Consider the following 16,231-nt stretch of genomic DNA (forward strand, 5'->3'; position numbering starts at 1 on the left):
TTCGGGCTTGTATACTATGTGAACGCAGAGCACTTAGGCCTCTTTTGCAGGCGTCTTGAGTGATTCGTACCGAATCGGTCGCTGATTGATGATGAACAGCCTGGTATGCCTTTTGTATGTCGGAGGCGGAGCAGCTGTAAACATCCATTGATTGATGCGCCCTTATATAGGATAGAAGCCTTCATCCATCGTTGAGACTGAATTCACAACTTTTGATTGTGCACAGCTTTCGTGACGGTGGATTTTTTGTGCCCTTTTTTCGGGGGAGAAAGGAGGCTTCATCATGATGAAGGAAGTTTTAAAGGAACCTGTATTTACCGAGGAGATCGTAAACATCGTACGCTCATCGCACTCCCTGGATGAGATGCGCGAGGAGCTCCGCGGCTACCATGAGAACGATATCGCGCAGAGCTTCGAGCTCCTGAACCGCGCGGAGCGGAATCTGCTTTATACGGCGCTTGACGCGGAGTGGCTCGCAGAGGTTATCTCCTATCTGGATAATCCGTCCGAGTACATCGGGGAGATCGGGATCGTGAAGCTCGCGGAGATCATCAACGAGATGGACGCGGATGATGCGATCGATCTCTGGGAGGATATCGACGAGAGCGTGCGCGTCAAGCTTCGTCCGATGATCGACGACGAGACGAAGACCGAAATCCGCCTCATCAATTCCTACGACGACGATGAGATCGGAAGTCTCATCACGACGAATTATATCCGCATCCGCCGGAATCTCACGATCCGCCAGGCGATGCACGAGCTCATCCAGCAGGCCGGTGATAATGACAATATCTCCACCATCTATGTGGTGGATGACCGCAAGCGTTTCTGCGGCGCCATCAGCCTGAAGGACCTCATCATTGCCCGTGACAACGTGCCGCTCGAGTCGATCATCAGTGATTCCTATCCGTACCTGAAGGACCACGAGAAGATCTCGGAGAGCATCGAGAAGATCAAGGACTACGCGGAGGATTCCCTCCCGGTGCTGAACCAGGATCACCGGATCGTCGGTATCATCACGGCGCAGGATGTCACCGAGGCCGTCGACGACGAGATCAGTGAGGACTACGCAAAGCTGGCAGGTCTCTCCTCCGAGGAGGACCTGAACGAGACCACGCAGGAGAGTGTGAAGAAGCGTCTGCCATGGCTCGTCATCCTGCTCTTCCTCGGCATGGTGGTGTCGTCGGTGGTCGGTGCCTTCGAGGGCGTCGTAGCGATCCTCCCGATCGTCATCTGCTTCCAGTCGCTGATCCTCGACATGGCCGGTAACGTCGGCACCCAGTCGCTCGCGGTGACGATCCGTGTGCTCATGGACGAGAACCTCGATGCGAAGGATAAGTGGCATCTGATTGCGAAGGAGATGAAGGTCGGCTTCTGCAACGGCACCTTGCTCGGTGTGCTGGCCGTGCTCTTCCTCGGCGTGTACATCGCGCTGTTTAAGGGCTATACCTTTGGAAGGGCAATGCTGATCTCCGGATGCGTAGGCATTTCCCTGCTGGTGGCGATCGTCATCTCGAGCCTGGTCGGCACCCTGGTCCCGATGTTCTTCCATAAGGTGAAGGTGGACCCGGCGGTGGCGTCCGGTCCGCTCATCACGACGGTAAACGACCTCGTGGCGGTTGTGACTTATTATGGTCTCGCATGGCTTCTCCTCATCGAGATGCTGCATATTGTATAAAATATAATTCGTATCTTGCGCATGAAAGTAGCGTCGCATATAATAATTTAATGACAAAAAATCTTCCGTTTTGATGTTTTAAATAGAAGAATGTATGCTAGCAAAGGAGCGTTATGGCAAAAGAACTCGTCGTCGTACTGGACTTCGGTGGACAGTACAACCAGCTAATCGCAAGACGAATTCGTGATCTCGGTGTCTATGCCGAGGTACATCCGTCTTCCATGGGCCTCGATCAGTTGAAGGCTCTGAACCCGAAGGGAATCATCTTTACCGGCGGACCGCAGTCCGTGTACAAGGAAGAGTCCCAGCATATCGACCCGGCCATCTTCTCGATGGGGATCCCGATCCTCGGCATCTGCTATGGCGCACAGCTGATCGCGTATGAGCTCGGCGGCGTCGTTAAGACCGCACCGGTTTCCGAGTATGGACACACGAAGGTGCTCGTCGATCGTCAGGATTCCGTACTGCAGGGCATCTCCGATGAGACCACGATGTGGATGTCCCACACGGATTACATCGCCGAGGTACCGGAGGGCTTCCATATCATCGCCCATACCGCAGACTGTCCGGTGGCCGGCATGGAAGATCCGGCACGTCAGATCTACGCCGTACAGTTCCACCCGGAGGTACAGCACTCCGTCGAGGGACACAAGCTCTTCCATAACTTCCTGTATGATGTCTGCAAGTGCGCAGGCGACTGGAAGATGGAGACCTTCGTACAGGATAAGATCCAGGAGATCCGCGAGACCGTAAAGGATGGTAAGGTACTGCTCGCACTGAGCGGCGGTGTCGATTCCTCTGTAGCCGCGACCCTGATGGCAAAGGCCATCGGTAAGCAGCTGACCTGTGTATTCGTTGATCACGGTCTGCTTCGTAAGAACGAGGGCGACGAGGTCGAGTCCATCTTCGGACCGAACGGCCAGTATGACCTCAATTTCATCCGTGTGAATGCCGGACCGGAGTACTTCGAGAAGCTCGCCGGCGTGACCGAGCCGGAGCAGAAGCGGAAGATCATCGGTGAGCAGTTTATCCGTGTCTTCGAGCGTGAGGCGAAGAAGATAGGTGCCGTCGATTTCCTCTGCCAGGGAACGATCTATCCGGACGTCGTAGAGTCCGGCCTCGGTAAGGGTGCTGTCATCAAGTCACATCACAATGTCGGTGGCCTGCCAAAGGATGTCGAGTTCAAGGAGATCATCGAGCCGTTACGCCTCCTCTTCAAGGACGAGGTTCGTCGTGTCGGCCTCGAGCTCGGACTGCCGGAGTATCTCGTATACCGTCAGCCGTTCCCGGGCCCTGGTCTCGGCGTACGTATCATCGGAGAGGTCACCCCGGAGAAGGTGCGCATCGTACAGGACGCCGACGCCATCTACCGTGAGGAGATCGCGAAGGCCGGTCTCGATCGTCAGATCAACCAGTACTTCGCAGCGCTCACGAACGTCCGCTCCGTCGGCGTCATGGGTGACTTCCGTACCTACGACTATGCCGTCGTACTGCGTGCCGTCGAAACCGACGATTTCATGACCGCAGAAGTGACGAACATCCCGTTCGAAGTACTCAAGAAGTGCATGAACCGCATCATCAACGAAGTAAAGGGCGTAAACCGCGTATTCTACGATCTTACGAGCAAACCGCCTGGAACCATCGAACTCGAATAATTTCTTAGAGGCTGAAACCCACGGATTTTCGCGGGTTTCAGCCTCTTTCTTTGTTCGGTGACAACCAAATGACAACCGGATAAAAAGGATACCATCCTTGACTCGGGGTATTGCGGATAAAATGACAATCGGTCAAGATTGACAAACTTATGAAAAATGTTATGCTGGTGGTGGGATATCCCACTACATCTGGAGGTAATCATTATGGAAGCAGTTAAAAATTATGATGTACATATCGACAGCAAAAAACGGGTAACTCTCCGTGGGGCTAGATATCAGTATTACAATGTCAAAGAATATGATAATGGATGCATTATGCTGGAACCTCGCGAACTGGCTATTCCAGAAGAGATTTCATCCAGAACCCTTTCTGGCATGGATCAGGCAATTCGCAACTTTAAGCTCGGTCAGGTATCGGATCCCGTGGACCTTTCTGATTTCTGAGGTATGGTGGGATGAAGTTTAATATCAGAATGGGCCTACCGGAAATGGAGGCTTTATGGTCGAGACTGCAGAAAGAGCATAGAGCGGGGACAATCAGTAAGATGGATGCTTCACTCTATAAAAAGTTAGGAAAGACGTTGAAACTTCTGGCCGAGAATCCAAGACATCCAGGCTTACAGACACATGATATTCCGGAATTGACGAATCGCTACGGGGAACGTGTCTGGCAGTCTTATCTAGAAAATAAAACAAGTGGAGCGATGCGGATCTATTGGGTATATGGACCGGATCAAGAGTCTATAACAATTATCGGGCTTGAGCCGCATCCGGAAGATAAGAAAAATGGTGCTTATACTCGAATAGCGCTTTCAGAACTGCCTCCACTTGAGTAATTTTCGTTACCTGAATATCCAACTCTATGCTATACTGGTTACATGTCGAACTCGAATAAACACTCGAATCCCTGTAAGTCTTGAAAGGACAAGGTTTACAGGGGTTTTTCATATCCGCTGGGTAAAATGTACGGAGAAGAGGTAAGAGTTATGTCCAGTGAAATCAGACAGAGAAAGATGCTGCCCAGATATATCGAGGTACGCAGTGCAAAGGTTCATAACCTGAAAAATATAGATGTAGATATTCCGCTGCATGAAATCGTAGCGATTGCCGGTGTCTCCGGCTCGGGAAAATCCTCGCTTGCACTTGGCGTGCTGCATGCGGAGGGATCCCGCAGATATCTGGAATCGCTCTCCACTTATACGCGCCGGCGGATGACGCAGGCGGAACGGGCGGATGTGGAGGAGGTTCGGTACGTACCGGCGGCGCTTGCGCTGCGCCAACGACCGGGAGTGCCCGGCATCCGCAGTACGTTCGGGACACTTTCGGAGCTGCTGAACAGCCTGCGGCTGATGTTTTCCCGGATTGCGAGTCATCGCTGCCCCAACGGGCATTACTGCCCGCCGTCTCTTTCGGTTGCGGCTATGCAGGAAATCACCTGCCCTGTCTGTGGGGCGAAATTCTACGGCCCCGGAGCCGAGGAGCTGGCCTTTAACAGTACCGGTGCCTGCAAGACCTGCGGCGGAACAGGCGTCGTTCAGACCGTGAACGAGGCTGCACTGGTGACGGATGATACCAAGACAATCGACGAAGGTGCAGTGGTCGTCTGGGGAACGCTCATGTGGTCGCTGATGAAGGATATCGTGCGGACGATGGGCGTGCGGACCGACGTGCCGTTCCGTGACCTCACGCCGGAGGAAAAGGAAATTGTTTACCACGGCGAGCTGAAAAAGCATCACATCCACTATGTCAATCCGAACACGCTGGAACCCACGGAGATGGACTTTACTTATTACAGCGCAGTTAATTCCGTGAAGAATTCCCTTGCCAAGGTCAAGGACGAGAAGGGAATGAAGCGTCTCGAAAAATATCTGGAAGAAGACGTCTGCCCGGACTGCCATGGATCACGGCTCTCTGATGCGGCCCGCGCGCCACGGCTTCGGGGGATCGGCCTGGATGAGGCGACAGCAATGACGCTTTCGGAACTGATTCCCTGGGTGCAGGGGGTACCGGCATCTCTTCCGGAAGAGATGCGTCCCATGGCGGAAAATATCTGCGAATCCTTTATGGACGTTTCTAAGCGGTTGATGGATTTGGGACTTGGCTATCTGTCCCTTGACCGTGCGGCTGCCACACTTTCTACGGGTGAACGTCAGCGGGTGCAGCTCGCGAGAGCAGTCCGCAACCGGACGACCGGCGTTCTCTATGTTCTCGATGAGCCGTCGATCGGTTTGCACCCTTACAATCTCAATGGACTGACCGGTGTAATGGACGATCTGCGTGCAGATGGGAATTCCGTCATCATTGTCGATCATGACACGCAGGTTTTGAAGCACGCTGACTGGATGATCGAGATGGGAAAAGGAGCCGGAGCAGACGGCGGGACAGTGATTTCCGAGGGAACCATCGAAGATATTTCGAAGAATCCGCAGTCTGTCATCGGGCCGTTCCTTTCCGATCAGTATGAAGCAAGAATCCGTCCGGTTTTGCAGACGGCTTCCATGTTTGAGAAAGGCAGTATACATCTGGAAACAGGGACGATTCATACGGTGCACCCTCTGGATGTGCGGATACCAATGGGGCGGCTTACCGTCGTGACGGGCGTTTCCGGTTCAGGCAAGACGACGATGGTGCTCGAAAGCCTGATTCCGGCGCTGAAGGCAAAGATCAGCGGACAGAATCTGCCGGGCCATGTGAAAAACATCGAAGCGGAGGGCATCACACAGGTCAAACTGATCGACGCGACGCCGATCGGTATCAATGTCCGTTCGACGGTTGCGACGTACGCCAATGTCCACGACGAACTCAGAAAGGTGTACGCAAAAACAAAAGACGCAAAGGACCGCGCCTTCAAGGCCGGAGATTTCTCTTATAATACGGGGAAACTCCGCTGCCCGACCTGTGATGGCACAGGGGATATCTCGCTGGATGTTCAGTTTCTGCCCGATGTGAAGATTCCATGCCCGGACTGCCGGGGCTCCCGGTACAGCAGAGACGCTTTTGATATCCGCAGAAAGGCAAAGGACGGGAAGGAATACACTCTGCCGGAACTCATGAATATGAGCGTGGATCAGGTGATGCACGCCCTCGGCGGACTGAAACTCGTGCAGCAGCGGCTGCAGGTGCTGCACAGCTTAGGGCTCGGCTATCTGACCCTTGGAGAGGAAACACCGGGACTTTCCGGCGGTGAAGCGCAGCGCTTAAAGCTTGCCAGCGAGATGGGAAAAGGCCAGAGCGACGCTGTGTTTGTTTTTGATGAACCGACGATCGGTCTGCATCCGCAGGATGTGAAGACGCTGCTGCTTGTTTTTCAGACGTTGATCGATCATGGAGCGACGGTCGTTGTCATCGAGCATGACCTTGATGTCATTAAAAATGCTGATTACATCATCGACATGGGGCCGGGCGGCGGAAAGGAAGGCGGCCGAATCGTTGCCTGCGGGACACCAGATGAAATCAAACAGATAGATGAAAGTATCACCGGGCATTACATATAAAAGATAAATAAATCTTGCGTAATATATGCCCTGAATTCGTCTTTAGAAAAATTTAATGGGGTCAGACCCCATTAAGAATTCTTTGCGAAATTCTTAAGATGGTCCGCATCTTATGCAGCGATTTTTACATCTTGTGTCGATTTTTCTCAATAGGGAGGACTTTTGCTGTAAAATAAAGTTGTGATTCTGGAAGCATTGTTCATATTGCATAAAAATGGGCCAATGTTCCAACTGTGCACCCGCCCGGACATGTCTGTAACATCATCCGTTCTGTGGTGTGCAGTTCTTTTCATCCGCATCTGTCCATATCTACGGAGGTACATATATGAAACACCGAACGCCTGCGAAACGCATCACGTCGATTCTTCTGGGTCTGCAGATGGTTCTTCTGCAGCCGCTGTGCTCTCTTGCGGAGATACCGCAGCAGAGTCCGACGGTGATCGCGGGCGCGAGGTTAAGTGAAGACCAGCTTACGGAAGGGGAGCTGGTCTATTTCGGCGTGTCCGGACTGACGTTGAAGGAGGCCACAGACAGCTATGAGATCGCGATCTACCGTGAAGGCAATCTCGATCAGGAAGCGTCGGTGACGGTTCATACCCTCGACATCTCCGCACTTTATAACGAGGACTATCGGCTGCTGGGCGACGACATCACGGAGCTCGAGAGCGGAAAAACGCTTCTGCAGCAGGTCGCCGACCGTGGCAGAGAAGAGACAGACGATGAAAGCGAAGTCGGGGACACCGACGATCAAGGCTCGTCCAGTGGCAGTGAGGATACAGATGTTGACAGTGATGCCATCGCGAGCGGCAGCGAGATCGCAAGCAAAGGTAGCGAAATCTCCGACAGTGATGAACGTGCGCCGCAGGGCACGGAGTACCGCTTCGATGCGGACGGTAATCTGATCGGTGAGACCGGAAAGACGAGTCCGGAGGAGGTTCTCGAGTGGGTTGCGCAGGCAGCACAGTCAGAAGCAGACGCAGGTGAAGCCGAGGATACCGAGAAAATCGAGCATGCAGATGAAGCCGAAGATGCCGAGGCATCCGAGGACATAGATGAGGATGAACATACAGATGAAGATACAAACGAGATGGCAAAGGCTGATATCGAAGTATCTTCACATGCCAGAAGAGTAAAGAAGGCCTCTCCGTCCGAACTGAATGACGATGACGAGGATGAAGCATTCGCCGAAAATGACCCATCGGAGGACGATAAAGATGAGAATTCATCAGCAGATCAGGATTTCAACGCCGCAGATGAAGATGCCGATCTCGATGATGATTCCAGCGATGTCGATCTCAACGATGATGATTTAAACGCCGATCTCGATGACGATGATTCAAACGCCGCCGATTTCGACGAAGACGCTGATTTCGACGACGAGGAGGTCAATGCTTCCGATCTCGACTCCGTCGCCTCGGCCTCCGTGCTGTCGGTCGCCGGGAGCGATGCGGTGAGCTCGACGAAGAGCCGTCTCGCGATGCTGAAGGAGGCGGCGACGGGTGAGCCGACGCGTGAAGAGGGCTCGAGCGGTGTCAGCGGCAGTCTGACCGATGCGATCCTCTCCCAGATCCTGCCGGAGCAGGTCGCGGCGATCCCACATTCCGCGGAGCAGACGATCCACTTCGCACTTGGCGAAGACGTGCAGTACCTCCGGTTCCGCATCTGCGATGATGACCGCGCCGAGGGCACCGAGGCATTCTCGGTGATGATCACCGACGCCGAAAACATGGAGCCGTACAAGGTCACCTCCCTCTCCGTCATCATCACGGACGACGAGGCGTCGGAGCAGTCGGCGCTTTCCTTCGCAGACGACGAATTTACCGTCGAGGACGGAAAGGCGCTCGTGACCCTGCAGCGCGAGGGCGCCGAATACTCGATGGCGTCTGCGAACATTCGCGGCAAGGACGCAGAAAGCGGCGCGGAGCAGGTCTACGGCACCGTCGTCTTCGCGCCGTACGAAACCGAAAAGGAAGTGGAGCTCGCCCTCACGAAGGACAGCACACTGTATCTCAGCGATTATCTGGCTGCGCAGGCCGGCACCACGACGGAGGCGAACGCGATCGTCATCGACGGGGAAGAGGAAACGACGCTCTTCTCCAGCGTTGCTGTGCTTTCAGATGAGGACGAGGAGGCCAATGCTTCCAACGGCGCAGTCGCAAATGGTTCCGACGATCTTTCCTTCGACATCACGATCGGTGGAAAAGCCTACAAGGTAAAGTATAAAAAGGGCGATGTCGTAGCGGACATCTACGATGAAAGCTATCAGCCGGCACTGGAGGTCGGACAGTATTTCTTCTCCGCCAGCACCAACGTCGGCGGTATCTTTTCCTATGGAAAGGATCAGCGCCACGGAAGCAAGCCGAACGGGCTCGGCACGCTCCAGAACTGCTATCTGCTTCCGAAGGGAGAAACGGACTTCCATAAGGGTGAGGGCAAGCTGGAATACCTCCATACGACCACCGGGTGTACCGGCTCCGTATGGAGCTCGAACGAAAATCCGCCGGCCGGCCGCCCGACCATCAACGGACTCTACTATCAGTATCTGATTCCACACTGGAAGCAGATCAGCAGCTACGGCGGAGGCAATAAGCTCCGCTTCAAGCTGCATGCGCTGGGTGCCGGAAAGGACCTCGAGCAGAAGGACAGGAATGGTAAATTTGATACCCCGGAGCTTTCGAGCGGTGCAGCGATCAAGGTACAGAACGTCGCCGATAATATCGAGGCCATCGTCTATGCAGTGGATGCTTCGAAGACCCAGACGCCGAAGAGCTATATGCGCTTCTATGGTGTCGCGGCGATGTATAAAAAGTATGAGGTCAGTGTGACGAATCCGGAGAAGATGAGCTTCCTCGGAACGACCGACACCGTGCCGATGCAGGTAAAGATGGAGTGCGGCGCGCAAATCATCGAAGCGGGAAAAACCGACAGCCGGAATATCTTTACAAATGTCGATACAGACGATGCGAACATCGTCTTCACCCTGGATAAAAGCACGGTCAATGGTGTAGATGGCTATTTCGGTACCATCACCGGTTATACGATCACCATCTCTGCAGATGATAAGGATAAGAAGGTCACCGCCAGCTATCCGGAGGATTATCTCAGCTACCTCGACCGCATGACTGGAAAGAGTGTGAACAGTGACGCCATCGATCTTTCGAAGGATGCGGTGAAGACGGTGAAGGAGCGTGCGACGGCACATCTCGACACCATCGTCATGGATAAGTATTTCGTGAACTGGATCGAGAGCCTTCAGAAGAAAACCTATACGGAAAGCGGTGTGCTGTCGAGCGCATCCTATTACCAGAAGCTGAACTTTAAGCCGACCGTAGCTTACACGGATGTCAAGGTCAGTGTGGTGCCACCGGATGCGGGCGGCGGAAGCACGACGGCAGGCTTTACCTCCTCTGATCTTCCGAAGGCTGGCGCTTCCGGGATCTTCCACGCAGGTGATACGCTGGATCTCAGTGCGACATCCGAGGATGCAAATTACCGCGTCACCGGCTTCGAAATCTCCGAGGACGGCGGCGTACACTTCAACAGTATCCGGGATGCCCGATCCTATACGCTGCGTTCAGGGAAGAACTATGTGTTTCGTCCACTGCTCGCGAAGAACGATAACCATGTGGAGATCGTGTTCGCTTCCGACGAAGCCAGAAAGAATCTCAGTATCGAAAATCTGATTTCGCAGGAAAAGCTGGAGGGCAGCTATCTGAAGGGAAAGAATGTCCTGAATCTGAATCCGGAAAAGAACGGCTGGGCAGAGATGATGAAGCCGGCGATCGGTGCCGCATGCACCGTCCGGGTACTGGTGACCGGTACGCCTTCCGACAGCAATTATGTATACCGTCCAGTGATCACCGATCAGATGACGGGCAGGACCTATCAGACCCAGGGCTACAGCTTCATCCTCCGCAGCAACACCGCGGATAATCTCCTGAAGCTCGACATCGAGAAGGTGAAGAAGAGCGATCTCAGGGAGTACAGCCTCGGCGGAACCGTCGTGACGCGCGTAAAGTCCATACGTGAAACCGCGCTGGAGGCGAAGACGAATCCGGCAGAGGGGTATGCTGTTTCACTGGCGAACGGTGAATTCGTGACGAACGGAAGCCGCCACGTACAGCTTCAGTCGGCGACGGCAGATGACAGCGGTATCATCAGCCTGGCCGGACTCCGGGCGAAGGAAGGCGACCGCGTCAGTCTCCTGATCGATAACGGCATCGATGATGCACAGGTGGCGGATTACGTATTCGGCAGCGGTACGCTCGACCGCATCACACAGGTGTATAGTGTGGATGCCGGCATGCTCGAGGTGCAGTACCCGATCACGGCACCGGTGGTGACGTCGATTTCCTATGATTATGATAAGTCGGAGAGCCGTCAGAAGACGGATCTTCGGAAGAACCAGGTGCGCTGCTTCGATGATAATCTGAAGCTGACGGCGGTCGTGGATACGAAGGGCCGGAGCATCGAGAAGCTGGTATTCACCGTGCGGACGGTCACCGGTTCAACAGCAGATTACGAGGGCCGTGCGACGCTGGAAGGCTCGAACATCTTCACGGCGGAGATTCCGTCGATGCTCACGAATCTGCACAACGGTGACCGGATCACAGTGCAGATCGTGGATAAGGAAAAGCGCAGTGTGACGGTGGGCGATACAGCACAATCGATCCCGATCATCTATCCGACGGTCGACACCGGTCTCGTGAGTTATGTGGAAAACGAGAAGATCGCACCGAAGAGCTTCGATATCGACGGGGCGATGGGCGATGTAAACATTCCGCTTCTGGGTGCGGCGAAGAGCACCGCCCAGAGTGGTATCCTGAACTTCTCTCGTCTAGACTACCCGGATAAAAGCGGTTACTCGCTGAACATCAACTTCGATATGATGCTGAAGGACGGCTCCTTGAAGACGAATCAGCAGAAGACAGACGCTGTGAAAAACTATCATGCGTCTGCCAAGAGAGCGCAGGCGGCGAAAAAGGAAGCCATCGCAGCCGGAAAGGACGCAGCCAATGCCGGAGAAAGCGCAGATCAGATCCGCAGCAGGATATGGGAAGACCGGGAGCTTTCGGAGCAGGAACTGAGAGATCTCAATGACTACGAGGTGAGGAAAGCAGAGAGCGAAGCGCTTCGTGAGCGGAAGCTTACGGAAGCGTCGAACGAACGGGCGAGTATGACGAAGGCACAGGGGTACATCGATGTGCGTGCGATCTTCAACCTGAGCTTCGAATTCCTGCTGGATCCGGTGCAGAACGAGTATGTACTCGCGACGACCGCCGTCACCGTCGGCGGTGCCGTGGATGCATCGAAAACCTTCTATACGATGGTCGGGTATGTGCCATGCTTCCTGAATCTGTCTGGTGGTGTCGAGGTCGATCTCACGATGGGCGGCGTCTGTGCGGCCGGGAAGGCAGCGTTTAGCGAAGGCGATTTTAACGCCTACAGCGGAAATGTACAGAACATCTTCTCGGGAAGTGATTTCCTGATCGAGCTGGATTCTGTCGTGAAGGCGAAGGTGCAGGTGGGCGCCGGTCTGTGCGGCGTATTGAGTGCGCGCGGCTATATCAGTATACAGATGAAGCTGCAGCTGGTGAAGGACAATGTCTCCGGCGATCCGTATGGCATCATCCTGAACGCGGCCGGCGGCCTCGGCTTCGACCTCGTCCTCCTCAAAGTGAATTTCAATATCGCAAAGATCGAGCAGGGTTGGGGCAATTATGCCGGAAAGACGAAGGTGGAGTTCTTCAACAACGCTATTACGAAGGAGTTTGAAGATACGTTGCCGTTGAACGCGGCTTCAGCAGACGACACGGATGATCACGCGTTTGCGCTGAATGCTGAAGGAGATGACGAAGCATCGACGGCAGGCACGTTCCCGCTCCGTGCGATACTGGACGAGGCGGCAGAAGAGGATGACGTGGCCGCTGCATTTTCACTGAACGATGCTTACGAGGAGGCGTATGCCGGCCTGGGCGAGGATGAAATTTCCTTCCAACGCTACGACATGGGCTCGTCGGATATGAGCAGCTTCCGCGGAACCGGTGGCGTCAATGCACAGCCGGTGCCGGTAAGGATGCAGATACTCCTGGAACATGCGGCGGAACGGACGCGTCCGGAAATGGTCGAGCTTCCGGATGGACGTGCGTTTGCAGTTTTCATCGCAGCTTCAGATAACGGCGATACCTCCCGCCTCTACTACACCATCAGCAATCAGGCGGGCGACAGCTGGAGCGTGCCGGTGACCCTGGACGAGGATGGAAGCTATGACTCCATGCCGGCGCTGACGCTTGTTGGAAACAAGGTTGTCATCGCCTGGATGGATGCGTCGAAGAAGATCGAGGGCGCAAATGACGAAGAGACGATGGATGCGTACAGAAAGAAGTTCAATGCCTTCAAGATCAGCGGAAGAGTATATGATGTAACGAGTGGTCAGCTGGGCAGTGAATTCCAGATTTCCCCATCGAAGCTTGATGAGTTCTATCTTCAGGCACCGTCGCTCTGCACCGCAGGCGGTAAGGTATACTGCACCTACGTCGCACGGGATATCTCGACGCTCACGAAGCTGGACGAGCTGACGGACCTCCGTAAGGGTTATTCCACGGCTGTACGGGCGACGCTGGATGTAAGCATTGACCCGGTCAAGGTGGAGAACGAATATGTAGTGATTCGGGACGGCAAGAAGATCGATCCGCTCGTGACGGATTACCAGACCGAGGGCATCCAGATCGAGGGTACTGACTACCTCGTGACGGCGTACACGCTCGATCAGGATGGGGACCTCACGACCGGTGACCGGAAGCTGTATCTCGGACTCGGCGATGTGACGCATTCCCGGAATTACTATCCGATCCGGATCGGCAGCGATGATAAGGCTCAGGCGGTGCCGAAGCTCACGAAGGTGAATGGACATCTCGTGCTGAGCTGGACCGAGGACGGCGAGCTGCTCGAACTCCTCGATGTCAGCGGACTGATCGAGGCGCTGCTCCATAACGCAGAGATCGGTGGCGCTTATAAGGATGCGGCGGGTGCCTACTATGTGCAGGGCGGAACGCCGGATTACGACTGGTATAAGAAATCGGCAGCGGAGCTTGGACTTCCGGAGGACGTAGATGACAATAGCCCTAAATCTGGATATATTGGCAGCTACTATGAGTCGATCGCCCAGGGCGATTTCCGAACGGTAGAGACCCGCATCAAGGAAGACGAGGACCACAGCAGCTCCATCGATGATTACACGATCACCGGGGATGGCCGCGATCTGTATGTATTCTATACGGATTTCGGATCGGAGATCGAGAAGGCGACGGTTGAGCTCTATGGTCGACGCTACCGGATGGCGAAGGATACGAGCGGAAGCACCGGCAGTGGTACGACCGGTGCGTCTGGCGGTACATCCACCGGCATGACAGGCGGTGAAGGCAGCAATGCAGGCACCGGCACGATCGGCGGTGAAGGCGGCAATGCAGGCACCGGCACGACCGGTGGTGAAGGCGGCAATGCAGGCACTGGTACGAATGGCGGCGCAGACATCGGCCCAGATGGAAGTGAAGGCAACGGCCATCACTCCAACAGCGCATGGGGCTTCACCGATGCGGTCCGCATCACGAATCTTGATAAGCTGATCAAGGGTTCCTCGCACCCGAATGCCGGAAAGGTCATCGATGATTTCACGCTCACGATGGCGACGGATGGCAGCATCCGACTCCTGTCAGATTACTATGAGCAGTGGATCGACGAGGACGGGAAGATTCAGTTCAGTCAGAACGCCCTCGCGGCGATCGACTTCGCGCGCGGAGGATCGCTGGAGATCGACCCGCTGTCCATCGATATGGACAGCAGCATGATCGCCGGTGAGACCTCGACGATCCGCTTCGATGTACGGAATGCCGGACTGCTGGAGGCGAAGGGCTTCTCGATCGAGGCATATCTGATGGAAAACGGCGTGAGAACGCTGCTGTACAGCGGCGAGGTCGACCGTCTCCTCGATACGAACGAGGAAACTACCGTGCAGATTCCATGGACGGTGCCGACCGGGGACCTCGACGGAAAATCGATTCTGCTGAGCGTCGTCGAGAAGGACACCGCGACGGCTTCCGAGACGACGGCAGAGATCGAGCTGAAGTCGGAAGCGCGGCTGCGCCTCGACATGGGCGAGCTGACATTTGACGGAAAGGAGGGGATCATCCCATTTGAAATCGAAAACATCGGCAACGCGGCGTCGTCAGCGGGCGAAGTCGTGGCCTATGTACTCGATGGTGCAGAGAGACAACGTGCCGTCGGAAGCATTGGCCTCGGTGCACTGGGATCCGGCGCTTCCGTGGAGGATACACTTCGCTTCACACCGGAGACGGAGGACTGGGACGGCTTCGGACGGATCAGCCTGGAGCTCGTGGCCGTGCAGGACGGTGCGAGTGTCGCGTCGGCGTACGGCGACCTCTACAGCGCGGAGCCGGTCGTGCTCGAGATCGAGGACGGCGCGGAAAGCCTGAACCTCACGGCGAAGGCGCAGCAGACGCTGCAGGTTAAGTGTGCACCGTGGGGCGCGCTGTGTACGGATCTTCGCTACCGGAGCTCCGACAGTCGCGTGGCGACCGTGGACGAGAATGGTACGGTGACCGCCGTCGGAAACGGCAGCTGTACGATCGAGGTCTACAGCCCGAAGCTGATGCTGAAGGATGAGATCACGGTCCATGTCAGCGGTGGCAGCCAGGGAAGCGGCAGTCATAGCGGTGGCTCTGGATCCTCCAGCCGAAAGACCGCGGCGGACCGGGCCTCCGAGCTCTATGCGTCCGGCCTCCCGACCTGGGTGGAAACCGGCGGACGCTGGATCCAGAATGCGGATGGCAGCTGGAGCTACCAGACCGGCACCAGCCCGATGACGAATCGCTGGGTATGTATCTATAATCCGTACGCCGACGAGCGCAGACGCCAGAAGCGCTACGGCTGGTTCAAGTTCGGACCGGACGGCAGGATGCTGACCGGCTGGGTGACCGATGCCGATGGAAACATCTACTACCTGAATCCTGCCTCGGACGGCACCCGCGGCATGATGCTCATCGGCTGGCAGCAGATCGACGGAAAGTGGTACTACTTCTCGAAGGACGAAGGCAGCGGCACCATGGGTGCCCTCCTCCGGAACACCATCACACCGGACGGTTACCACGTCGACCAGACCGGCGCCTGGACCGGACAGTAACAAAAAAGAGACGCCTTTGCCGGGCGTCTCTTTTTATTGACTCTTTATACCTTATAGGGTATAAAACGCATCCGCATTTCATGCTTTATACCCTATAAGGTATAAATGCACCGTCAACTATCGACATTATACCCTTAAAGGTATAAAATGATTTTAACACGGCGTGCAGAATGCGGACTATCACGTGTCTGCATAACTTCATCAG

General features: G+C 55.1%; 6 protein-coding genes. All 6 read left to right on the plus strand.

Annotated features, from left to right (window positions below; translation table 11 throughout):
* Positions 1 to 283: 283 nt before the first annotated feature.
* The 6 genes from mgtE to ACTQ52_RS05010 all read left to right on the plus strand — a co-directional run bounded on the left by mgtE (position 284) and on the right by ACTQ52_RS05010 (position 16,026).
* Positions 284 to 1,678, plus strand: a complete 1,395-nt coding sequence (mgtE, locus tag ACTQ52_RS04985; protein ID WP_441227219.1) for a magnesium transporter — start codon at positions 284 to 286, stop codon at positions 1,676 to 1,678.
* A 113-nt stretch (positions 1,679 to 1,791) separates the two neighbouring features.
* Entirely contained in the window at positions 1,792 to 3,333 is a 1,542-nt protein-coding gene (gene guaA / locus ACTQ52_RS04990) for a glutamine-hydrolyzing GMP synthase (RefSeq protein WP_441227218.1), read from the plus strand.
* A 204-nt stretch (positions 3,334 to 3,537) separates the two neighbouring features.
* On the plus strand, positions 3,538 to 3,777 hold the full coding sequence (locus ACTQ52_RS04995) for a hypothetical protein (RefSeq protein WP_410042216.1): 240 nt from the start codon (positions 3,538 to 3,540) through the stop codon (positions 3,775 to 3,777).
* Between the two features lie 11 nt (positions 3,778 to 3,788).
* The gene (locus tag ACTQ52_RS05000; protein ID WP_410042217.1) at positions 3,789 to 4,169 is read left to right on the plus strand and encodes a hypothetical protein; all 381 of its coding nucleotides are present in this window, start codon (positions 3,789 to 3,791) and stop codon (positions 4,167 to 4,169) included.
* 150 nt (positions 4,170 to 4,319) lie between these two features.
* A complete protein-coding gene (locus ACTQ52_RS05005; RefSeq protein ID WP_441981951.1) occupies positions 4,320 to 6,827 on the plus strand; it encodes an excinuclease ABC subunit UvrA in 2,508 nt (835 codons plus the stop codon).
* 325 nt (positions 6,828 to 7,152) lie between these two features.
* Complete coding sequence (locus ACTQ52_RS05010) at positions 7,153 to 16,026, plus strand: Calx-beta domain-containing protein (protein ID WP_441981952.1); 8,874 nt, start codon at positions 7,153 to 7,155, stop codon at positions 16,024 to 16,026.
* Positions 16,027 to 16,231 lie beyond the last annotated feature (205 nt).

This window comes from Oribacterium sp. Sow4_G1_1 (assembly GCF_052116105.1).
Lineage (GTDB): Bacteria > Bacillota > Clostridia > Lachnospirales > Lachnospiraceae > Oribacterium.